A 20,111-nucleotide genomic window follows, 5' to 3' on the forward strand; every position below is an offset into this window, starting at 1 on the left:
GGCCTGAGCCGCTTTCGGCTTTCACGCGGCCGTCGGGCCTGAGCTGCCGGGGCTCGCGTGCCACAGCCGGCGCGGCGGCGACGCGACCGCCGGGCCGAGGTCGGAGTACGGCGAGAGCCGGAAGCCGTTGGCGTACTCGATCGGCCGCCCGCCGACACCGCCCCGCTGCTCCGCCTCGCGGGCCATCAGCGCCCGGACCGCCTCGATCCCCTCCGAACGCCACACCCGGTCGAGGTCGGCCAGGCTCCAGCAGTCCACCGCGCGCAGCGAGACCGCCCGCGTGCCGGTGCGGCGGACCACGCCCTTGGCCACCAGCAGCCACGCCCCGAACACCGTCGCCGCGCACCTGCCCTGCACCGACTCGAAGAACGTCAGGTCGACCGGTCCGGTCGAGTCGTCGAGCGTGGTGAAGATGACCCGCTGCCCCGAGCGCACCGCCGGCGTCTGCGTGGCCACCTTGACCCCGGCGACCAGCACCTCGGCGCCGTTGCGCTGACGGAGCAGGTCCTTGGAGCGCACCACGCCGAGCGCGTCGAGCAGCTCGTCGTGGAAGCTGATCACGTGCCGCGAGACGTCGATGCCGAGGATCTCCAGCTCGGCCTCCACCATCTCGGCCTCGGTCATCTCGGGCAGCTCGCCCGGCGGCACGTGCTCGCCGAACCCCAGCGGGAGCTGCACGGCCGCCGCCTCGCCCTCGCGCCCGCCGCCCGACGGGACGGGTCCGGCCGGGGCGTAGCGCCGGGAGCGGCCGGCGGTGGCGTGTCCCACGCCGGAGGCGGCGGAGGCGCGTTCGAGGGCGCCCACCTGGGCGACGAGGTCGCGGCGGGTCAGGCGGCCGGGCCGCCAGCGGTCGCCCGGGCCGCCCGGGCTCAGGCCGTGCAGCGCGTCCATCCCGCCCACCTGCACGATCCGCTCCATGATCGGCCGCGACGGCCGGGCGCGGTCCCAGAAGTCCGCGAGCGACGTGTACGGCCGGCCCGCGACCATGCGGTCCACCTCGGCCTCGCTCACCCCCTTGACCGCCGAGAACGGCACCCGCAGCGCGTACCCCCTGCCCAGCTCCTCGGCCTTGAAGGGGACACGCCGGGGCTTGTCCTCCTCCCCCAGGGCGTCCTTCCCCAGGGCGTCGGCCCGGACCTGGAGCCGCAGCGGCGGGCGCGGCCCGAGGCGCTCCACCTGCCAGTCGCGGCCCGAGCTGTTCACGTCGAGCGGCAGGATGGCGACCCCGCACTGCCGGGCCTCGTCGATGATGACCCGCTGCGGGTACATGCCGGGCTCGTGCGTGAGCACCCCCGCGAAGAACGCCGCCGCGTGGTGCCGCTTGAGCCAGGCCGACTGGTAGGTGGGCAGCGCGAACGCCGCCGCGTGCGCCTTGCAGAACCCGAACCCGCCGAACGCGTCGAGCACCTGCCAGGCCCGCTCCACGGTCGCGTCGTCGAACCCGTTCGTCCTGGCCAGCGGCACGAACGTCTTGCGGACCAGCTCCCGCCCCTCGGACGTGCCCAGCGAGCGCCGCAGCATCTCGGCGAACGACAGGTCGCGGCCGGTCATCGCCGCGATGACCTTGAGCACCTGCTCGTGGAAGACCACGACGCCGTGCGTCTCCTTCAGCGGCTCGCGCAGCCGCTCGTGCGGGTAGTACGCCGCCCGCCACCCGTGCCTGGCCTCCAGGTACGGGGTGACCATGTCGGAGTTCACCGGCCCGGGCCGGAACAGCGAGATGTCCACGATCAGGTCGTGCATCGCGCGCGGTTCCAGCTTGGCGACCAGCTCGCGCTGGCCGGGCGACTCGATCTGGAAGCAGCCCAGGGTGCGGGCGGCGCAGATCATGTCGTAGGTGTCCTGGTCGTCGTGCGGCACGTACCGCACCTCCGCGTCCTCCCGGGCCTCCTCGGGAGCCTCCTCGGCCTCCTGGGCCTCCTCTGGGGCGTTCTGCTCGTCCAGCCGGACCCTGACGCCGTCGACGCGCTCGATCTCGCCCAGCGCGTACGCCATCGCCGACTGCATGCGCACGCCCAGCACGTCCAGCTTGAGCAGCCCCGCCTCCTCCACGTCCTCCTTGTCGAACTGCGACATCGGGAAGCCCAGCAGGCTGCGCTCCACCGGCGTGCGGTCGCGCAGCCCGGCGTTGCCGATGAGCACCCCGCACGGGTGGAGCGCGACGTGCCGGGGCAGCCCGTCGAGCTTCTCGGCCAGCTTGAACACCCGGTCCAGCCCCGCCTCGCCCAGCCTGCTGTCGCGCAGCTCGGGCAGGTCGTTCAGCGACGCGGTGATCTGCCTGGCCCGGATGTGCGGGAACGCCTTGGCGATCGCGTCGATCTCGTACGGGGGCAGGCCCATCGCGCCCGCCACGTCGCGGATCGCGCTGCGGGCCCGGTAGGTCTCCATCATGGACACGCAGGCCACGCGCGCCTCGCCGTACCTGTCGAAGATGGCCTGGTAGCAGTCGAGCCGGCGCGCGGACTCCACGTCGACGTCGATGTCGGGCAGCCCGACGCGGCCCTCCGACAGGAAGCGCTCCATGAGCAGGCCGTGGTCCAGGGGGTTCACCTCGCCGATGCCGATGAGGTGGTTGACCAGGCTGCCCGCGCCGGAGCCGCGGATGGCGCACCGGACGCCCATGCGCCGGATCATGCCCGTGATGTCGGACACGGCGATGAAGTAACCGGACAGGCGCTTGCGCTCGATGATGGCCATCTCGTCCCGCAGCCGGTCCCGCGCCTCGCGCGAGCGGGCCAGGCCGCGCGCGGCCATCCCGTCCTCCACCCGGCGGCGCAGCAGCGGCACCGGGTCGGCGCCGATCTCGGGCAGGTGCAGGGCGGGCGGGTCGCCGCGCAGCGCGAGCAGCTCGCCCGGGTCCATCACGCACTCCTCGGCGACCCTGCGGGTGGCGCGCAGCAGATCGGCGGCCCGGCGCGCGTCGGAGCCGCAGATCCTGGCGGCCACCCGGGCCATGTCCTTGGAGCCCTTGAGGTAGGCGTGGGAGGTGGTGCGTTCCAGATGGCGCGGGTGCAGGGGGACGAGCTGGCGGGCCGCGTCGAGCACGTCGCCCACCTGGTGGTCGTCCGGGTCGAGGTACCTGACGGCGTTGGTGAGCACGGCGGGCACGCCGGCGGACTCGGCCAGGGCCAGCATGTGGACGGCGGTGACGGCGTCGCGGAAGCCGTACTGGTCGACCAGCTCGACCACCACCCCGGGCACCAGGGAACGCCACAGCGCGAGCAGCGCCCGGGCCCGGTCGTCGCGGCGCGCGGCCATCGCCCGGCCCACGTCGGACCTCGGGCCGAGCAGCACCACGAGAGCGTCGTCGGGGGTGTCGCCGGGGCCGGCCCACGCGGCCACCATCTCGCGGGTCACACGGGGCTCGCCGCGCTCGCCCGCGTGGTGGGCGTCGGTGACCAGCCGGGCGAGGCGCGACCAGCCGCCCGAACGGGCCAGCACGGTGATCCGGTCCTCGGCGTCGGCCCCGGTGCGGGGGCGGTGCCGTCCGCGGCTCTCGCCCGGGGACCCCCGATGCCCGAGGCCGCCGAACACACCGTCGGGGGCGCCGTCGAGGGTGCCGCCGTACCCGAGGCCGTCGAGCGTGCCGTCGGGCTCGGCGAGGGCCAGGCTGACGCCGAAGACCGGCCCGATCCCCGCGTCCGCGCACGCCTGGGCATGCTTGACCGCGCCGTACAGGCCGTCGCGGTCGGTCAACGCGAGGATGTCCATGCCGTCGTCGGCCGCCCGCCGCGCCAGCTCGCGCGGGAACGCGGTGCCGTACCGCATCGAGTAGGCGGAGGCCACGTTGAGGTGCGGGAACGGCCCGGCCATCAGTCCCACGCCCTCATGAGCAGCCATCCGCCGCTGGCGGTGTCGAATCTCAGCTCGTACGAGCCGGCCTCGCGCCCCGGGCTGGCCTCGACCCGCCAGAACTGGCGCTCACCGGGATCGCCCTCCCGGACCTTCCACCACTCCCGCGCCACCACCCAGTGGTCGAGGACGCGGCGCACGAGGTAGAGCCGGTCGCGCCAGACGAACTGGCTGGGCTCGCCGTCGCGAGTCCACACCTCGATCGGATCGCCATAGAGTCTGCTCAAGACGCCTCTCCCCGCGGCTTCGTCGACTGTGTCCAGCCACCCGGGGGAAGGCGGGTGTTCTTACATATCGAACATATGTTCTTTGCGGCGCGGAGCGCAAGTCACTGACGCCCGCCCGGCCGGTGCGGGTGAGCCGGCCGGGGAAGCCCGTGTCGGCGGGGAGCCCGTGTCGGCCCGCCCGGACGAGGCCGATATCGGTAAGCTAACCCGCCGTGAGCGGTGAAACCTCCCACATCGGGCGCTACAGGTTGCTGAGCGTGCTGGGCAGGGGCGGGATGGGCACGGTGCACCTCGCCGAGGACACCGCGGGGCAGCGCGTCGCCATCAAGGTGATCAACCCGGAGTTCAGCCAGCACGACCAGTTCCGCATGCGTTTCCGCCGGGAGGCGGACGCCGCCAGGCGGGTGCGCAGGTTCTGCACCGCCGCAGTGCTGGAGGCCGATCTCGACGGCCAGCTCCTCTACGTCGTCACCGAGTACGTGCCCGGCCCCAACCTGGAGCAGGCCGTCGAGCAGTCGGGGCCGCTGCGCGGGTCCAGCCTCGACGCGCTGGCCGTGAGCGTGGCCACCGCCCTCACCGCCATCCACGGGGCCGGGGTGGTCCACCGCGACCTCAAGCCGTCCAACGTGCTGCTGTCGCCCGTCGGCCCCCGGGTGATCGACTTCGGCATCGCGCGGGCGCTCGACACGCTCGGCGGGGTCACCGGCACCGGCGAGATCGTCGGCACGCCGCGTTACATGGCGCCCGAGGTGCTGCGGGGCGATCCGGTGTCCGCCGCGTGCGACGTGTTCTCGTGGGGCTGCCTGGTGGCGTACGCGGCCAGCGGCAGGGCCCCGTTCGGCGGCGAGACGCTGCCGGCGATCGTCTACCAGGTGCTCAACACCGAGCCCGACCTGAGCCAGGTGGATCCGGGGCTGCGCGAGCTGGTCGCCGCGGCCCTGCGCAAGGACCCGGCGGCCCGGCCGACTGCTCAGCAGCTCCTCGACCACCTGGTGGGACGTTCGGCGGCGCCGGAGCAGACGGCGCGGACGGTGCAGCTGAGCTGGCAGCAGCCGGGGACGACGCCGTTCACCCAGCCGGGGGTGCCCGGCGGGCCCTACGGCGACCCCGGGGCCTCGCACGGCGGCTCAGGGGGCTCGTACGGCGGTCCTGGGACCTCCTTCGGCGGCGGGTCCTCGGGTGGTGGGCGCAGGACGGCCCGGGGCCGGCTGGTGGCCGGGATCGCCGCCGCCGCGGTCGCCCTCGCCGGCGCGGGGATCGCGGGATGGGCGCTGCTCTCGCCCGGCAAGCCGCCCGAGGGTCCGGTGCTGCTCCAGGAGGACTTCACCCAGACCTCCGGCGGCTGGGGCGGCACCTACGACTCCGACGACACCGGGTCCTACGGCTACCGGAGCGACGGCACGTTCGGGATCGACGTGGAGGACACCTACGAGGAGCGCCGCGTCAAGGCGCCCACGTCGTACCTCATCGCCTCGCCCACGGGCGCGCCCCTGCCGTCCAGCACGCCGACGCCGATGATGCCCACGAGCGTGGTCGTCGGCGTCACCGCGCAGGTCCGGCAGGTCGTGGGCGGCGGCGAGTACGGGGTGTACTGCCGTTCGGCCGACGACTCGACGTCGTACGAGTTCGGGCTGGACACGAAGGGCCAGGCGCGCATCCGGCGCGTCCTGGACGGCTCGGGCGGCACGCTGGCGCAGCCCGTCAAGGTCGGCGGCGAGCCGGGCCGGGTCCGCATCGAGGCGTCGTGCGAGCAGCGCGGGAGCGGCGGCGTCCGGCTCACGATGTGGGTGAACGGCGAGCAGGTCCAGCAGGTGGACGATCCGAGCGGGCTCGGCAACGGGTACGTGGGACTGTTCGCCCGCACCCCCAAGGGGGACGACTCGGTGCTGAGGATGTCGTTCGACGACTTCGAACTGCGCGGCCAGAAGCAGACCTGAGCCCGCCCGCGGCTCGCCTCACAGGACTCCGGCGCGGGCGGCGGCGAGGGCGGCGTCGGCGGCCCGGCCGGCGTCCTCCCGGCTCACCGGCTCGTGCGCGACGAACAACCGGTAGTAGACGGGCGCCACCGCGACCCGGACCACCTCGCGGGCGTCGACCGTGACGGGCAGCTCCCCGCGCTCCACGCCCCGCCGTACGACCTGGGCCGACTGGTCGTGGCGGGCCTCGAAGAACGCGTGCAGCGCCCGCGCGGCCTCCGGGCTCTGCATGGCGGCCGCCACGAACGCCGACGAGACGGGCCCCAGCTCGGGGTCCTCGAACCCGCTGCGCACCAGCTCCACGACCCCGCGCAGGTCCCCCTCGACCGTGCCCGTGTCGGGGACCGGCCACGGCTCGTGGGCGGCCAGCTCCAGCGCGTCGGCGATGAGCCCTTCGACGTTGCCCCACCGCCGGTAGACGGTCGTCTTGTGGACGCCCGACCGCTCCGCCACGTTCTCCACGGTCAGGCCGCGGAACCCGTGCTCGGCCAGCTCCGCGAGCGTGGCCTGCCGCACCGCGTCACGCACCCGCGCACTGCGTCCGCCGGGCCGCTTGGTCACATCCAAAGACAACTCCAGTTGCGTTAATTTCCCATCGCTGCCACACTAAAGCTACACCCGTTGCGATTGGAGCTCCATCCTGACCATCCTGCTGCGAGACATCACCAAGTCCTACGGACACCGCAGGGTTCTGTCCGGCGTGTCCATGTCCGTCCGGCCGGGCGAGCGCCTGGGCATCGTGGGCGAGAACGGCTCGGGCAAGTCCACGCTGCTCCGGCTCCTGGCCGGCGCCGAGCGGCCCGACTCCGGCGAGGTCGTCGTGACAGGCGAGATCGGGCACCTCGGCCAGACGCTCGGCCAGACGCTCGGCCTGCCGCCGCATCTCACGGTGCGGCAGGCGATCGACGCCGCGCTGGCCGGGATCCGGGCGATCGAGCGCCGCCTGCGCGAGATCGAGGCCGCCCTGGCCGCCGACCCCGCCTCGGGCCACGAGGCCCTGCTGGAGGAGTACGGCGAGCTGCTCACGGAGTTCGAGGCGCGGGGCGGCTACAAGGCCGACGCCCGGGTCGACAGGTCCCTGCACGCCCTCGGCCTCCCCCACCTCGCCCCGGGCTCCGGCCGGGAGAGGCGGGACCGGGAGGAGACCGACGGCCCGAACCCCATGCCGAGCGACCGTGACCGCACCCTGGAGAGCCTGTCGGGAGGCGAGCAGGCCCGGCTCGGCCTGGCGTGCGTGCTGGCCGCCGCCCCCGCGACGCTGCTGCTGGACGAGCCCACCAACCATCTCGACGAGTCCGCGCTCGGCTGGCTGGAGGAGCGGCTGAGCGGCTACCCGGGCACGGTGGTGATCGTGTCGCACGACCGGATCTTCCTCGACCGGGTGGTCACGGCCGTGATCGAGGTCGAGGGCGGCGACGTCACCCGCTTCGGCGGGGGCTACACCGGCTTCCTGGCCGCCAAGGCCGGGGCCAGGGCCCGCTGGGAGCAGGCGTACACCGCCTGGCGCGAGGAGGTCCGCCAGGTGCGCGAGCACGCCGCGACGACCGCCCACCGCGTGGCCGTCGGCCGCGTCATGCGCGACAACAACAAGATGGCCTACGACCGCAACGCCGGCCGCGTCCAGAGCTCGATCGCCGGCCGCGTCCGCAACGCCCACGAACGCCTGCGCCGCCTGGAGGCCGACCCGGTGTCCCGGCCGCCCGACCCGCTCCGCTTCCACGGCGCCTTCACCACCCCCTCCCCCGAGCCCGCCACCGCCTCGGAAGACGCAACCTCTCGGCAGGACACCGCGCCGGGACCCACTTCTTCCGGCACCACCGGGCCGCAGAGCCCTCCCCCTGCGCCTGTCACCCATGCACCCGCACGTGCGGCGGTGGCCGAGTTGCGCGACGTCCGCGTCGCCGACCGGCTGTGCGTCGAGTCGCTGGTCATCCGGTCCGGCGACCGGCTGCTCGTGCACGGGCACAACGGCGCGGGCAAGTCCACCCTGCTGGGGGCCATCGCCGAGCGGGCCCGTGGCCGGGTGGGCCACCTCGCCCAGGAGACGTGCTTCGACCCGTCCCTGCCGGTGCTGGAGGCGTACGGCCACGGCCGTCCCGGCGAGCGGCGGGCCGCGCTGCTCGCCACCGGCCTGTTCCGGGCCGAGACGCTCGACCTCAGGGTGGGCGCCCTGTCGGTGGGCCAGCGGCGCAGACTGGCGCTGGCCCGGCTGCTCGCCGAGGAGCACGACGTGCTGCTGCTGGACGAGCCGACCAACCACCTGTCCCCGGACCTCGCCGAGGAGCTGGAGCAGGCACTCGACCACTTCGCGGGCACCCTCGTGGTGGTCACGCACGACCGCGCCCTCCGGCGGCGATTCCGGGGCGCGCGGCTGGAAGTCTCAGGAGGACACGTATGTCACTGACCATGATCCCGCAGGGCTCCCCCTACGGCGTCGCGACCGGCCCGGGCGGGGCGCTGTGGTTCACGCTGGTCCATCAGGGGATGGTGGGCAGGCTCGTGCCCGGCGAGGAGCCGGTCGTCCACCAGCTCGACCCGGCCGACGGCGGACCGACCGTGATAACACCGGGCGCCGACGGGGCGATGTGGTTCACCGAGTTCCAGGGCGGCCGGGTCGGGCGGGTCACGGAGACGGGCGAGGTGACGTCCTTCGCGGCCGGCGCGCCGTACGGCATCGCGGCCGGGCCGGACGGGGCGATGTGGTTCACCCGGCTGCAGGCCGACCGCGTCGGGCGGATCGCCGGTGACGGCACGATGACCGAGTTCGACGTGCCGGTGAAGGGCGGCATGCCCTCGGCCGTCACCGCCGGGCCGGACGACGCCATGTGGTTCACGCTCAACCAGGGCGACGCCATCGGCCGGGTCGCGCTCGACGGGGAGATGACGATCCACCGGCTGCCCACGCCCGGAGCCGCGCCCGTGGGCATCACGGCGGGGCCGGACGGGGCGCTGTGGTTCGTGGAGATCGGCGCCGGGCAGATCGGGCGCATCACGGTGGCGGGCGAGGTCACGGAGTTCCCGCTGCCCGACCGCGCCTGCCGTCCGCACGCCATCGTCTCGGGGCCCGACGGGGCACTGTGGTTCACCGAGTGGGCCGCCGACCGCCTCGGCCGCATCATCCCGGAGGGCAAGGTGGACGAGTACGCCCTGCCGCCCCTGCCGCCCTCCTCGCCCTCGCCCTCCTCGCCCTCCTCGCCTTCGCCCTCTTCGGCGCCGTCCCCAGCGGCCTCGTCGTCCTCCGGGTCCTCCGGGTCCTCCGGGTCCTCCGGGTCCTCCGGGTCCTCCGGGTCCTCCGGGTCCTCCGGGTCCTCGGCGGAGGATACGGGCGGGCAGGCGGGTGCCGGGCCGGATGCCGGTGGCGTCCGTGCCGAGCCGCACGGCCTGACGGTCGGGCCCGACGGCGCCATCTGGGTGGCCCTGGAAGCGGGCGCCCTCGCCCGGGTCGAGCTCCCCTGACGCCTCGGGCGCAGCGTGACAGCCGACCTGTCCAACACCCATGCGACGCCGCACCCTGCGGCACCCGCGCAACGCCGCACCACACTGCGCCCTGCGACGGCGTACCGTCCGGTACCTGTGGGACCCCGCGCCATCCGGCACCGGTTGCGTCCATGGAAGTGGTGTACGAGTTTGACCTGATCACAAGTGTGGCGGCCGTGAAATAGGGACGGCCATCGCGTGATCCTTTGAGTGCTATCCGAGATCAAAGGAGAGGGCGATGGCCGTAGACAACAGTGTGACGGCTGGACACTGGCTGGCGAAGCAGATCGAGACAAGCAACCCCGACGTGTTGCGATCCATGGTCAAGACCATGGCCGAGGCCTTGATGTCGGCCGAGGCCGACAGCTTGTGCGGAGCCGCTTACGGCGAGCGCAACCGGGAGCGGACCAACAGCCGCAACGGCTATCGGGCGCGGGAATGGGATACCCGCGCCGGCACGGTCGAGCTGGCGATCCCCAAGCTGCGTCAGGGCTCCTACTTCCCCGACTGGCTGCTGGAACGCAGGCGGCGGGCCGAGCAGGCGCTGATCAGCGTGGTCGCCACCTCGTACCTGCTGGGCGTGTCGACCAGGCGGGTAGACAAGCTGATCGAGCAGCTCGGCATCAAGAACATCTCCAAAAGCCAGGTCTCGCAGATGGCCAAGATCCTGGATGAGCAGGTCGAAGCCTTCCGCACGCGGACGCTCGACAACGGCCCCTACACCTTCGTCTGGCTGGACGCGCTGACGCAGAAGGTGCGTGAGGGCGGGCGGATCATCAACGTCCATGTGCTGGTGGCCACCGCGGTCAACGCCGACGGCCGGCGTGAGATTCTCGGCCTGGAGGTCACCTCCGCCGAGGACGGCGCAGGCCGGCTGGCGTTCCTGCGCGGCCTTCTCGCTCGCGGCCTGTCCGGCGTCCAGCTGGTCATCTCCGACGCCCACACCGGCCTGGTCGCGGCCATCGGCGCCACCTTGGCCGGCGCGTCTTGGCAGCGCTGCCGCACCCACTACCTGCGCAACCTGCTCACCGTCGTGCCCAAGACGGCGCAGCCGTTCGTCGCCACCTTGGTGCGCACCATCTTCGACCAGCCCGACGCGGCCGCCGTCAAAGCTCAGCACGCCTGGGTCGTCCAAACGTTGGAGGCCAAGCATCCGGCCGCGGCCGAGCATCTGGACGCCGCCTGTGACGAGCTGATCGCCTTTGCCGCCTTCCCCCGAGAGATCTGGACCCAGGTCTGGTCGAACAACCCGCAGGAGCGGCTGAACAAGGAGATCCGCCGCCGCACCGACGTGGTCGGGATCTTCCCCGACCGGCCGGCCATCATCCGCCTCGTTGGGGCGGTGCTGGCCGAGCAGACCGACGAGTGGGTCGAAGCCCGCCGCTATATGGGCCTGGAATCCCTCGCCAAGGCCCGCCTTCGGGTGCTGCCCGGCGACACACCCACACAGAATCCACTCCCGCAGACACTTACCGCTTAACCTGCAGAAACAGGATCACGCGAAGATCGATTCATACACCACGTCCGTGGACGTGACCCCGGCACCCGCGCGACGCCGCACCGCACCGCGCCCCTGCGACGGCGCACCGTCCAGCACCCGCGCGCCCCCGGACCGTACAACACCCGTGCGACGCCACACCTCACTGCGCCCCTGCGACGGCGTACCGTCCGGTACCTGTGGGACCCCGCGCCATCCGGCACCCGTGCGACGCCGCACCGCGCCTGTGCGACGCCGCGCCGTGCGGCACCGTGCGCGCCTGTAGGTCACGCCGGCCTCGCGTCCGGGGCAGCGGCACGCGGGCTGGGTGACCCGAGGCGCACCACTTCACGGACGGGGAGCCTTCACCGCAGCGAGGACTTCGCCTACGAGGAAGGCTCCCGCAACCGGGCGCTTCACCCGTTCGGCGCTTCGGGAAGCGGCGAGCACCAGACGTACGGCGACGCCCGACCGGCAGAGGCCAGGCGACGCCCGACCGGCAGAGGGTCAGCGGTGCAGGTGGACGGGGAGTTCGTTCCAGCCGTGGGCGATGAAGGACGGCACGTGCGCGAGCCGGTCCCCCTCCACCGCGAGACGCAGATCGGGGAAACGGGCGAACAGCGCGGGCAGCGCCGCCAGCGCCTCCTGGCGGGCCAGCGGGGCGCCGATGCAGCGGTGCACGCCGATCCCGAACGCGAGATGCTCGTCCCGGTGCTGGGCGGCGTCGAAGCGGTCCGCGTCCGGTCCGTGCTGGTCCGGGTCGTGCCCGGCGGCGAGGTAGGTGGTGATGATCGCGTCGCCCGCCTCGATCCGCACGCCGTCCACGTCGATGGCCTCGATGGCGAAGCGCAGCGGCAGGTTGGCGATGGACGGGGCCCAGCGCAGGGTCTCCTCGATCACCGCCTCCCAGCCGATCTCCCCCGCGAGCGTCCGCCGGAGCTGGTCGGGGTGGGTGAGCAGGGCGTGCACCGCGTTGCCGATCAGGTTGACCGTGGTCTCGTGCCCGGCGGCGATGAGCAGCAGCAGGGTGTCGCGCAGCTCGTCGTCGCTCAGTGACGCGCCGCCGCCATCCCCGTCACGGACGTTGATCAGCTCCGTGGTGAGGTCGTCACCGGGGTGCTCGCGCTTGTAGGCCACCAGGGCGGGCAGGACCGTGCCGATCTGGGCCGCCGTGGCCGCCGCCTGCTCCGGGGTGGCGGTGGTGTCCATGATGGCCTCCATCATGCGGGCCATCTCCTCCCGCATGTGCGCGGGGACGCCGAACAGCTCGCAGATCACCCGCATCGGCAGCGGGTGGGCGTAGGCGGTGCGCAGGTCCACGGCCTGGCCCGGCGGCAGGGCGGCCATGGCGTCCAGCAGCTCGGCGACGATCTCCTCGACGATCGGCTGCATCGCCTTGGTGCGGCGCGCGGTGAAGCTGGGGGCGATGAGCTTGCGCAGCCGCCGGTGCTCCTCGCCGTAGGCGCTCAGCATGTTGGACACGCCGATCCAGGTCATGACCCAGGTCCAGGCGGGCTCGGCGGCGGCCTGGGGCAGCAGCCGCCAGTGCCGCTTGTCCTTGCTGACCAGGGGGTTGAGGATCAGGTCCTTGAGCAGGTCGTGGCGGGTGACGGCCCAGGCGGGGATCCCTCCGGGAAGCTCTACGAGGACCAGGGGGCCGAGGTCACGTAACCTGCGGACCTCGCCGGGAAGGTCTCGGCCGAAGGGATCGAGGACGACGGGGGCTGCGCTGCCCAAGGGGATTCTCCAGGCTGGTCAGGACGGATGGGGGTGAAGCGCACCGGAAGGTGCGCCAGCGACCGGTGGAACGGGCCGGGCCGCCAGGACAGCTCCTCGCGGGGCACGGTCAGCTCCAGGTCGCACAGGTGAGAGGTCAGGCGTTCGATCGCGGTCATCGCGATGAGCATGGCCGGGTCGCTCACGGGACAGCGGTGCGGGCCCGCCCCGAACCCGAGGTAGGCGCCGCCGTCGGAGCGCAGCTCGTCGGGCAGGTTCGTCGGCTCGGTGTTGGCCCCGGCGTAGGAGACGAGGACCAGCTCGGCCGGGCGGATCCAGGTGCCGTGGAAGTGCAGGGGCTGCCGCACGAAGTAGGGGCCGTAGTTGGCCATGGCCGGCTCGGCGCGCAGCGCCTCCAGGAGGGCGTCGTACGTGCTGAGGGCCCCGTTGGTGAGCGAGGAGTAGTAGCGGTCGTCGCTGACCATCCGGGAGACGGCGTTGGAGATGAGGCTGGCCGTGGGCTCGTAGCTGGCGGCCACCACCAGGACGAGCTGCCAGATGAGCTCCTCCTGGCTCAGCCCGGCGGGGTGGTCGATCAGCCAGGAGGTGAGGTCGTCGCCCCGCTCGGCGTACTTGGCCGCGACCAGCTCGCCGAGGTAGCGGCTGAAGGCGTCCAGCCCGCGCGCGCCGGCCTCGCCGTCGGCCTCCATCAGGTCCGACAGGGCGCTGATCAGGGCGTCGCTGTCGGAGTCGGGACGGCCGAAGAGCCGGTTGAAGATCTTCAGCGGGATGGGCCGGGCGAAGTCGCCGGCCAGGTCGGCCTCGCCGTTCGCGGCGAAGCGGGCGATGAGCGAGTCGGACACCTCGATCACGAGCTGGCGCAGCTTGTGCGGCTGGACCATGCCGAAGCAGTCGATGATCGCCTTGCGGTAGCGGGCGTGCTCGGCCCCGTCGGCGAACAGCGCGTTGGACCGGTAGCCGAGCATGCCGACCGCGCCGGCCGCCTCGGGGGTCTCGGGCAGGGTGGCCATCCAGTCGCGGGAGTCCTTGCTCCACGCCCCGCCCGCGTCGGTGAGCACGTCCACGGCGGCCTGGTAGCCGAGCACGAGGTGCGCCGCGATGCCGGGCGCGATCTCGACGGGGGCGACCGGGCCGTAGCGCCGGCGCAGCTCCGCGTAGACCGCCTGCGGGTCACGGGCGAACTCCGGCCCGTACAGGCGGCCGGCGTCGGGGATGTAGCGCGTCGTCATGACAGAACCAGTTCTCTGATGTGCTCCACCAGCGCGATCAGGGACGCGCGGGCGGACACGGGGTCGCGTGCGTCGCACACCAGCAACGGCGTGCGCGGGTCGAGGTCCAGCGCCTGGCGCAGGGCGTCGGGCGGGTACTGGGGCGAGTCGGGGAAGTGGTTGACGGCCACGGCGTAGCGGATCCCGGCGTTCTCCACGAGGTCCAGGACGGCGAAGCTGTCGTCGATGCGGCGCGTGTCGGCCAGCACCAGCACCCCGAGGGCGCCGCGGACCAGCTCGTCCCACAGCACCTGGAACCGGGTCTGGCCGGGCGCCCCGAACAGGTAGAGCACCACGCCGGGCAGCGTGAGGCGGCCGAAGTCGATCGCGGTCGTGGTGGTGGTCTTCTCGTTCACGCCGGTGAGGTCGTCGACCAGCGTGCCGGCCTGCGTCAGCACTTCCTCGGTGTTGAGCGGCTCGATCTCCGACAGGGCGTTGACGATGGTCGTCTTGCCCACTCCGAACGGGCCGGCGATGACCAGCTTGACCGGTACGTGGTCGGCGCTGATGCGGCCGTCAGAGCGCGCGGAGGCCACTGATCACCAACTCCAAGATCTCCAGGTCGGGCAGGTCCGCGGGAGGCGGGTCGCGGGTCAGCAGGGTTCCGCCGGCCGCCAGCCCGGCGACCAGCAGCCGCACCACGCAGTACGGCAGGCCGAGGTGCGCCGCGCACTCGTACACCGACAGCGGCCCCTCTTCCAGCAGGGTCAGCAGGTGGGAGGCCGGCGGGTCGAGCCCGTCGGCGACCACGTCCGGGGCGACGTAGACGAGAGTGGTCCGCTCGACGCTGATGTGCTCGGGGACGCTCACCCTGGCGGCGGCCATGTAGTCCGGGACGACACGCCGCCGTTGCCGTCCGGAGCTCATGCGCGGACGCCCGGCGTCCTGGCCGCGCTGGCCTCGTCGAGGGCCTTGATCAGTTTCTGCACCTGGAGCTGCACCTCGTACGCCAGGGAGCCGATGTTCACCGCTCCGGAGGCGGACACGACGATGGCGGCCCGCTCGCCGGCCGGGGCGATGTAGGTGTAGCCGGCGCCCGTGGAGATGACGATGTCGACCACCTCGCCGTCGGCGGCGCCGCCGAGGCCGGCGCACAGGGCGCGCGCGGCTCCCAGCACGGAGCTGGTCATCGCGGCGGAGCGCTCCCCCGCCTCGACGGACAGGCCGGCGGAACCGCCGAGGATGAGCCCGTCACGGCTCAGCACCACGCCGCTCGCGACGCCGGGCAGCGCCAGCAGCGGCGCCAGCACCCAGGACACGTCGAGCGAGAGCGGGCGGCCCCTGGTCTGCGCGGTGGTGGCTGCGGAGTGGGCGTCCATGGGGTGGTCAGTTCCCTTCGGTGATGTCGTGCGGCTGGGACGGGATCGCCTCGCGGCGGCCCGCTTCGGCGCCGGTCTGGAAGTCTCCCCACCGCCTCTGCGCCTCCTCGGGGGTGGTGAGCGCGTGTCCGGCGGCACGGTCCGCGGTGCCGGGGTGTCCGGCGGCCGGGCGGCCGGCGCGGGCGGGGGTGTCGCGGGGCGCCTGACGGCGGCGCTGAGGCAGCCCGGGGAGCGGTTCCGCGCTCTCCGGCCGAGCCTGCTCATCGGAGCCCGCGACCGAACCGGCGCCTCCCACCGAACCGGCGCCTCCCACCGAACCGGCGCCTCCCACCGAACCGGCGCCCGTGGCCGGTGCGGCGCCCGCGAGCTGGGCGGACACCGGCTGGGTGTCCGGAGCGGCGGCCCGGGACGGCGCCGCGGCGGGCTCCTGGCGCAGCGACGTGGCGGGCTCCCGGCGGAGCGAGGTGGCGGCGACGGCCCTGACCGGCTCGGGCGCCAGCACCGAGGGCCGGCTGTGCTCGGGCATCTCCACCAGCAGCCCGTTGGGGATGCCCACCACCGCCTGGACCCCGCCGAACGCGCTCTTCTTGACCGTGACCTGCATGCCGTAGTGCGCGACCTGCCGGCCGATCGCGGCCCAGCCGGTGTGCGGCGGGTTGCCCAGGTCCACCAGCCGCACGGGCTGGGTGCCGCTCAGCAGGCGGGTGGCGCGGGCGAACTGCTCCTCGTTCAGCCCGACCCCGGCGTCGTCGATGACGATGGCCGCGCCGGTGTTGGTCTCGTGCACGGCGATGGACACCTTGAGCGTGCCGTGCGAGTGGTGGACCGCGTTGGCCAGCAGCTCGGAGGTGACGAACAGGATCGGCTCGGCGGCGCGGGCGGCCACGCCGATCCGGCGGCGCAGGTGGTTGGCCGGGCCCTCGACGCGCTGCTCGAAGTTCTCCACGCGCGAGATGGCGCCCACCACCAGGTCCACGAGGTAGGTGTCGTCGCGCGACAGGCCGGGTGTGGCGCCGCAGGCGATGCCGGTCGCCTGGACGCGCCGGATGACCAGTTCGTTGAACATGTCGAGGCCCAGCACCTCGCGCAGCAGCGCGGTGTGCTCGTCGCCGCTGTAGCGGCGCTGCACGTCGGCGAGCAGGTCCTGGGCGCGCAGCGCCTGGGTCTGCACGCGGGACATCGCGCCCCGCACGACCGCCTGGGCCGCCTCGTCGACGCGCTCCCCCTCCTCGCGGATGGCGCGGGCGAGCGCGTCGAGGATGCCGCGGTGGAGCCGGTCCACGTCGGTGCCCGCCAGCGTCGCGTCGCGCAGGCCGGGCACGACGACGTGCGGGGAGCGCAGGTGCGACGTCAGCGCGGGGATCCGCTTGTCGAGCAGGTACGCGGTCTCGGCGCACATCTGCTCGTAGTGGCCGCGGGCCTCGCGGACGGTCTCGGCCGCCTCCAGCACCTGCCGCTCCGCCGCCTCGTGGATCTGCCGCTCGGCCTCCCTCAGCCGCTGGTCCCTCGCGTTGGTCTCGCGGGACAGGTGCTCCTGGGCCTGCCGCGCCTGGGCGAGCTGCGCGCGGGCCTGGGCGAGGTCACGCCGTACGCGGAGATGGACGAAGAGGATGCCCGCGACGGCGAGCACGGCGACGCCGATCACCGTCGCGAGGACGAGGGAGGCTTGCGGCATGAGAATCCTGGGGTCGGGGGGAGGGGAACACCCTGCGGGACGGCGGGCAGCACGGAGGAAGCCGTCGCTGCGCCCGTCAGCAGCGGTCGCATCAGGTGTCCCAGTATTCCGTTTTAGTCACATTAGTCAACTGTCTGTAAGGGCCCGAGGAAGATCACCAGGTCGGAGCCGCTGGTGCCGCCCGGTGGAATCGGGCGCCGGACTCCGAGGTTGACTAGGAGCATGCGAGCCATAGTCATCTCCGCCAACGGCGGGCCAGAGGTTCTCGAATACGTCGAACGCCCCGACCCCGAGCCGGGCGAGGGCGAGGTGGTGGTCGACGTCGCGGCGAGCGGGGTCAACTACATCGACGTCTACCACCGCTCCGGGGCGTACCCGCTGGAGCTGCCCACGACGATCGGCTCCGAGGGCGCGGGCGTCGTGTCCGCCGTCGGCCAGGGCGTGCGCGACGTCGCCGTGGGCGACACGGTGGCGTGGGCGAGCGTGCTCGGCAGCTACGCCGAGAAGGCCGTGGTGCCGGCCGGCCGGGTGGTGCCGGTGCCCGAGGGCGTGAGCGCCGAGCTGGCCGCCGCCGCGATGCTCCAGGGCATGACGGCCCACTACCTCACCCACTCGACGTACGCGGTGCGCGAGGGCGACGAGGTGCTCGTCCACGCCGCGGCCGGCGGCATGGGGCAGCTCCTCACGCAGCTCGCCAAGCTGAGGGGCGCCAAGGTGTACGGCACCGTGTCCACGCCGGAGAAGGAGAAGCTGGCCCGCGAGGCGGGGGCCGACGAGGTGCTGCGCTACGACGACTTCGCCGAGGCGCTGAGCGGCCGGATGCACGTGGTCTACGACGGCGTGGGCGCCACGACGTTCGAGGGCGGGCTGAAGGCGCTGCGCCCGCGCGGCCTCATGGCCCTGTACGGCGCGGCCAGCGGCCCGGTCCCGCCCCTGGACCCGCAGGTCCTGTCGAGGAACGGCTCCCTCTTCCTGACCCGCCCGACCCTGGTCCACTACATCGCCGAGCGGGAGGAGCTGCTCCAGCGCGCCTCCGACCTGTTCGAGTGGATCCGCACGGGACGGCTGCGCGTCAACGTCTCCGCGCGCTACCCGCTGGCGGAGGCGGGCCGGGCCCACGAGGACCTGACGGCCCGCCGCACCACGGGCAAGCTGCTGCTGATCCCGTAGCGGGTCAGGCCGGCGAGGCCGCCTCCACGGCGCCGCCGCGGGGGCGGTAGGTCACGCGCCACAGGGCGACGAGGAGCAGCAGCGCCACCACGCCCCACCCCGGCAGGAGTCCCGAGACCACCGCCACGGCCAGCGGCAGCACGACGGAGGGCAGCGCCCAGACCCAGATCCACACGCGCCCGGCCCGCGCCGCCACGCCGAGCACGGCGGAGGCCGCGAAGTAGACGGCCAGCCCGCCGCCCATGACCCAGCCGGTGCCGCCGTGCAGGTGCTCCTCGGGCGCGGCGGCCACCACGCCCATGCCGGCGGCGGTCGCGGTGATGCCCGCCGTCATGGCGAAGTGCGCGGGCAGCGCGATGTACGACTTGAGCCCGCCTTCGCTGGCCCCGGGGACGGCGCTCAGGCCGTAGTGGAGCGTGAGCCACCACAGGGAGACGATCAGCCCGAACCCGGCCACGGCCGCGAGCCCGAGCGGCAGCCCCCAGTCGTGACCGGAGGCGGCCACGACGACCTGCATGACCGCCTCGCCCAGCACGATGATCACGAAGAGGCCGAGCCGCTCGCCCAGGTGGGCGGGGTCGAGGACGGCCGGGACGGCGGTCCTGACCACGTGCGCGGAGCGGCCGTTGAGCAGCCTGCGCCGCTCCCGCTGTTCCAGGCGCTCGGCCTGCCGCCGCATCTCGTCGATGAACTTCTCCGGCCTGCGGCTCTGCAGCACCGAGAAGCCCACGTCCAGCACGACGCCGAGCCCCCACATGACGTAGCGGCCCGGCGGCTCCATCCAGATGGAGGCGAACCACGGCGCCAGCCCGGCGCCGAGCTGGGCCGCCGGCCAGGCCGTCATGACCGTGCCGGCGGCCTGCAGCGACTGGGAGGCGCTGATGCGGCAGGTGATGTAGGCGGCGATGAACCAGCCGTCGTGGGTGCCGACCCCGGTGATCTCGTGCGCGACGTCGGGCGCGGCGGCCGCCATGACGGCGATGCCGAACATGCCGATGAGCATGCTGCGTGTGTGCGTCTGCTCCGCCCGGACGTTGGCGTACAGGGTCAGCGACGTCCAGATGCTCCACACCGCGTAATAGAGCACCGCGAACAGGGCGACGTTCTCCCAGGTCGGGTGCTGGAGCCGGTGCGCGAGCTGGGCCACCGCCACCACCACGACCAGGTCGAAGAACAGTTCAAGCCAGCTCGCGTGGCGCTCTCCCGCTTCACTCACGGCACATGAGAATAGATCGCCTTCGCCCCACATGCGGCAGAGGGAGGGTGATCCGCTCCATTCGGGAGGGTTTCGGTAGGGTTCGGCACCATGGAGATCGGTGCCTCCGTCGTCTCGTTCGCCTTGGTCGTCGCCCTGCTCACGGTGACGCCGGGCCTCGACACGGCGCTCATCCTGCGTACCTCCGTCATGGCCGGACGCCGCCCGGCCTGGGGCGTCGTGCTGGGCATCCAGCTCGGCACGCTGCTCTGGGGCCTGCTCACCGCGGCCGGGCTGTCCGCGCTGCTCGCGGCCTCCCAGCTCGCGTACGACGTGCTGCGCTGGGCCGGGGCCGCGTACCTGCTGTGGATGGGGGCGCGCATGCTGCTCACGAAGGGGGCGGCGGGAGCGGCGCCCGAGGCGGAGGAACGGCGGGAGACGCGCTTCCGCATCGGGTTCCGGCGCGGGCTGGTCACGAACCTGCTCAACCCCAAGGTGGGCGCCTTCTACGTGGCGATGCTGCCGCAGTTCATCCCCGACGACGCCCCGCACGCCGTCATGGGCCTGCTGCTGGCCGGCGTGCACGCGGCCGAGGGCCTGGTGTGGAGCACCGTGCTCATCGGGTTCGCGACGCTGATGAGCGGGGTGCTGCGCACCGAGCGGGTCAGGCGGGTGCTCGACCGGGTCACGGGCGTGGTCATCGTGGGCTTCGGCCTGCGCCTGGCCGTCGAGAGATGA

16 protein-coding genes are annotated in these 20,111 nt (G+C 73.3%); 6 read left to right on the forward strand and 10 right to left on the reverse strand.

Annotated elements, in window-relative coordinates; genetic code table 11:
• Positions 1 to 21 precede the first annotated feature (21 nt).
• Together HTZ77_RS31670 and HTZ77_RS31675 are read right to left on the reverse strand one after the other, a co-directional pair.
• The gene (locus tag HTZ77_RS31670) at positions 22 to 3,813 is read right to left on the reverse strand and encodes a DNA polymerase III subunit alpha (protein WP_175593533.1); all 3,792 of its coding nucleotides are present in this window, start codon (positions 3,811 to 3,813) and stop codon (positions 22 to 24) included.
• A complete protein-coding gene (locus HTZ77_RS31675; RefSeq protein WP_175593398.1) occupies positions 3,813 to 4,079 on the reverse strand; it encodes a DUF6504 family protein in 267 nt (88 codons plus the stop codon). The genes HTZ77_RS31670 and HTZ77_RS31675 overlap by 1 nt, the downstream gene beginning before the upstream one ends.
• A gap of 212 nt (positions 4,080 to 4,291) precedes the next feature.
• Between HTZ77_RS31675 and HTZ77_RS31680 the strand changes: the two genes are divergently transcribed.
• Positions 4,292 to 6,016: a serine/threonine-protein kinase gene (locus HTZ77_RS31680; RefSeq protein ID WP_328808884.1), complete on the forward strand. Its 1,725-nt coding sequence runs from the start codon at positions 4,292 to 4,294 to the stop codon at positions 6,014 to 6,016.
• A gap of 18 nt (positions 6,017 to 6,034) precedes the next feature.
• Here the strand turns inward: HTZ77_RS31680 and HTZ77_RS31685 are convergent, their stop codons facing one another.
• Positions 6,035 to 6,616 carry a TetR/AcrR family transcriptional regulator gene (locus tag HTZ77_RS31685; protein WP_312888283.1) on the reverse strand — a complete coding sequence of 194 codons (582 nt, stop codon included), beginning with the start codon at positions 6,614 to 6,616 and terminating at the stop codon, positions 6,035 to 6,037.
• Positions 6,617 to 6,755: 139 nt separating this feature from the next.
• Between HTZ77_RS31685 and HTZ77_RS31690 the strand changes: the two genes are divergently transcribed.
• The 3 genes from HTZ77_RS31690 (at position 6,756) to HTZ77_RS31700 (ending at position 11,012) form a co-directional block, all read left to right on the forward strand.
• Positions 6,756 to 8,459 (forward strand): ABC-F family ATP-binding cassette domain-containing protein, encoded by a 1,704-nt coding sequence (locus HTZ77_RS31690; protein ID WP_328808885.1) that lies wholly within the window; start codon positions 6,756 to 6,758, stop codon positions 8,457 to 8,459.
• Positions 8,450 to 9,511 carry a Vgb family protein gene (locus HTZ77_RS31695; protein WP_235995498.1) on the forward strand — a complete coding sequence of 354 codons (1,062 nt, stop codon included), beginning with the start codon at positions 8,450 to 8,452 and terminating at the stop codon, positions 9,509 to 9,511. Before HTZ77_RS31690 ends, HTZ77_RS31695 begins: the two co-directional genes overlap by 10 nt.
• Before the next feature lie 259 nt (positions 9,512 to 9,770).
• Complete coding sequence (locus HTZ77_RS31700; protein WP_175593399.1) at positions 9,771 to 11,012, forward strand: IS256 family transposase; 1,242 nt, start codon at positions 9,771 to 9,773, stop codon at positions 11,010 to 11,012.
• Positions 11,013 to 11,516: 504 nt separating this feature from the next.
• Here HTZ77_RS31700 and HTZ77_RS31705 read toward each other — a convergent pair.
• From HTZ77_RS31705 to HTZ77_RS31730, 6 genes are read right to left on the reverse strand one after another with little or no spacing between them, the layout of a single operon-like run.
• Positions 11,517 to 12,746, reverse strand: a complete 1,230-nt coding sequence (locus tag HTZ77_RS31705) for a cytochrome P450 family protein (protein WP_175593400.1) — start codon at positions 12,744 to 12,746, stop codon at positions 11,517 to 11,519.
• The gene (locus tag HTZ77_RS31710) at positions 12,650 to 13,975 is read right to left on the reverse strand and encodes a cytochrome P450 family protein (protein ID WP_205304023.1); all 1,326 of its coding nucleotides are present in this window, start codon (positions 13,973 to 13,975) and stop codon (positions 12,650 to 12,652) included. Before HTZ77_RS31710 ends, HTZ77_RS31705 begins: the two co-directional genes overlap by 97 nt.
• Positions 13,972 to 14,550, reverse strand: coding sequence for a GTP-binding protein (locus tag HTZ77_RS31715; protein WP_328808886.1), 579 nt, complete (start codon positions 14,548 to 14,550; stop codon positions 13,972 to 13,974). The genes HTZ77_RS31710 and HTZ77_RS31715 overlap by 4 nt, the downstream gene beginning before the upstream one ends.
• On the reverse strand, positions 14,531 to 14,881 hold the full coding sequence (locus tag HTZ77_RS31720; protein WP_175593401.1) for a DUF742 domain-containing protein: 351 nt from the start codon (positions 14,879 to 14,881) through the stop codon (positions 14,531 to 14,533). Before HTZ77_RS31720 ends, HTZ77_RS31715 begins: the two co-directional genes overlap by 20 nt.
• Positions 14,878 to 15,333 carry a roadblock/LC7 domain-containing protein gene (locus HTZ77_RS31725; protein ID WP_175593402.1) on the reverse strand — a complete coding sequence of 152 codons (456 nt, stop codon included), beginning with the start codon at positions 15,331 to 15,333 and terminating at the stop codon, positions 14,878 to 14,880. The genes HTZ77_RS31720 and HTZ77_RS31725 overlap by 4 nt, the downstream gene beginning before the upstream one ends.
• A gap of 7 nt (positions 15,334 to 15,340) precedes the next feature.
• A complete protein-coding gene (locus HTZ77_RS31730; RefSeq protein ID WP_175593403.1) occupies positions 15,341 to 17,008 on the reverse strand; it encodes an ATP-binding protein in 1,668 nt (555 codons plus the stop codon).
• Between the two features lie 222 nt (positions 17,009 to 17,230).
• Between HTZ77_RS31730 and HTZ77_RS31735 the strand changes: the two genes are divergently transcribed.
• On the forward strand, positions 17,231 to 18,178 hold the full coding sequence (locus HTZ77_RS31735) for a quinone oxidoreductase family protein (RefSeq protein WP_175593404.1): 948 nt from the start codon (positions 17,231 to 17,233) through the stop codon (positions 18,176 to 18,178).
• A 4-nt stretch (positions 18,179 to 18,182) separates the two neighbouring features.
• On the opposite strand, the gene HTZ77_RS31740 is transcribed toward HTZ77_RS31735, so the two are convergent.
• The gene (locus HTZ77_RS31740; protein WP_175593405.1) at positions 18,183 to 19,394 is read right to left on the reverse strand and encodes a low temperature requirement protein A; all 1,212 of its coding nucleotides are present in this window, start codon (positions 19,392 to 19,394) and stop codon (positions 18,183 to 18,185) included.
• A 90-nt stretch (positions 19,395 to 19,484) separates the two neighbouring features.
• Between HTZ77_RS31740 and HTZ77_RS31745 the strand changes: the two genes are divergently transcribed.
• Entirely contained in the window at positions 19,485 to 20,111 is a 627-nt protein-coding gene (locus HTZ77_RS31745; RefSeq protein ID WP_175593406.1) for a LysE family translocator, read from the forward strand.

Source organism: Nonomuraea montanisoli, from assembly GCF_013363975.1.
Lineage (GTDB): Bacteria > Actinomycetota > Actinomycetes > Streptosporangiales > Streptosporangiaceae > Nonomuraea > Nonomuraea montanisoli.

Coding starts and splice junctions, on each gene's coding strand:
- HTZ77_RS31670 (WP_175593533.1), bottom strand. CDS start 3,813: ATGGCCGGGCCGTTCCCGCACCTCAACGTGGCCTCCGCCTACTCGATG.
- HTZ77_RS31695 (WP_235995498.1), top strand. CDS start 8,450: ATGTCACTGACCATGATCCCGCAGGGCTCCCCCTACGGCGTCGCGACC.
- HTZ77_RS31700 (WP_175593399.1), top strand. CDS start 9,771: ATGGCCGTAGACAACAGTGTGACGGCTGGACACTGGCTGGCGAAGCAG.
- HTZ77_RS31710 (WP_205304023.1), bottom strand. CDS start 13,975: ATGACGACGCGCTACATCCCCGACGCCGGCCGCCTGTACGGGCCGGAG.
- HTZ77_RS31720 (WP_175593401.1), bottom strand. CDS start 14,881: ATGAGCTCCGGACGGCAACGGCGGCGTGTCGTCCCGGACTACATGGCC.
- HTZ77_RS31725 (WP_175593402.1), bottom strand. CDS start 15,333: ATGGACGCCCACTCCGCAGCCACCACCGCGCAGACCAGGGGCCGCCCG.
- HTZ77_RS31730 (WP_175593403.1), bottom strand. CDS start 17,008: ATGCCGCAAGCCTCCCTCGTCCTCGCGACGGTGATCGGCGTCGCCGTG.
- HTZ77_RS31735 (WP_175593404.1), top strand. CDS start 17,231: ATGCGAGCCATAGTCATCTCCGCCAACGGCGGGCCAGAGGTTCTCGAA.
- HTZ77_RS31745 (WP_175593406.1), top strand. CDS start 19,485: ATGGAGATCGGTGCCTCCGTCGTCTCGTTCGCCTTGGTCGTCGCCCTG.